This window comes from Pseudoalteromonas sp. SIMBA_162 (assembly GCF_046535955.1).
In the GTDB taxonomy this organism is placed as follows: Bacteria; Pseudomonadota; Gammaproteobacteria; order Enterobacterales; family Alteromonadaceae; genus Pseudoalteromonas; species Pseudoalteromonas marina.
Genome location: NZ_JAWJBQ010000131.1, coordinates 1 through 366 on the forward strand (window position 1 = coordinate 1; position 366 = coordinate 366).

Genomic DNA, 366 nt, shown 5'->3' on the forward strand with positions numbered 1-366 from the left:
TTGAAATACTTGCGACAGCCCACGGCGTGAATCCACAGCTCGTGGTGGACGCCACGCGGGTTGTTGCGGAAGAACAGATAATCCCCCCACTCGGCATCGGAGCAGGCTTCGGGGTCCTTCGGGCGCTCGATATGCGCCTGGCCCTTGACGTGGAATTCCTCTTCCTCGCGCAGCTCGCCGCAGTAGGGACAGAAGATATGCATCATGGTCGGTCGTCTCCTGACGGCAGGTTCAGTGCGCGACGCCAGCGGCGCCGTGTTCGTCGATCAGCTTGCCCGTGTTGAAACGGTCATAGGAGAAGGGTTCTGCCAGCGGATGGGTGCGCCCCTTGGCCAGTGTCCAGGCAAAGACGTTGCCGGAACCCGG

The 366-nt window shown here is 62.0% G+C and carries 1 protein-coding gene and 1 pseudogene; both read right to left on the reverse strand.

The annotated features are described in order from the left end of the window. On the reverse strand, nucleotides 1-206 hold a 206-nt coding region (locus tag R0J88_RS19020; protein ID WP_410900733.1), incomplete at its 3' end, for a sarcosine oxidase subunit delta. A 25-nt stretch (nucleotides 207-231) separates the two neighbouring features. Beyond that, nucleotides 232-366, reverse strand: a pseudogene (locus tag R0J88_RS19025) (sarcosine oxidase subunit beta); the annotation flags it as partial.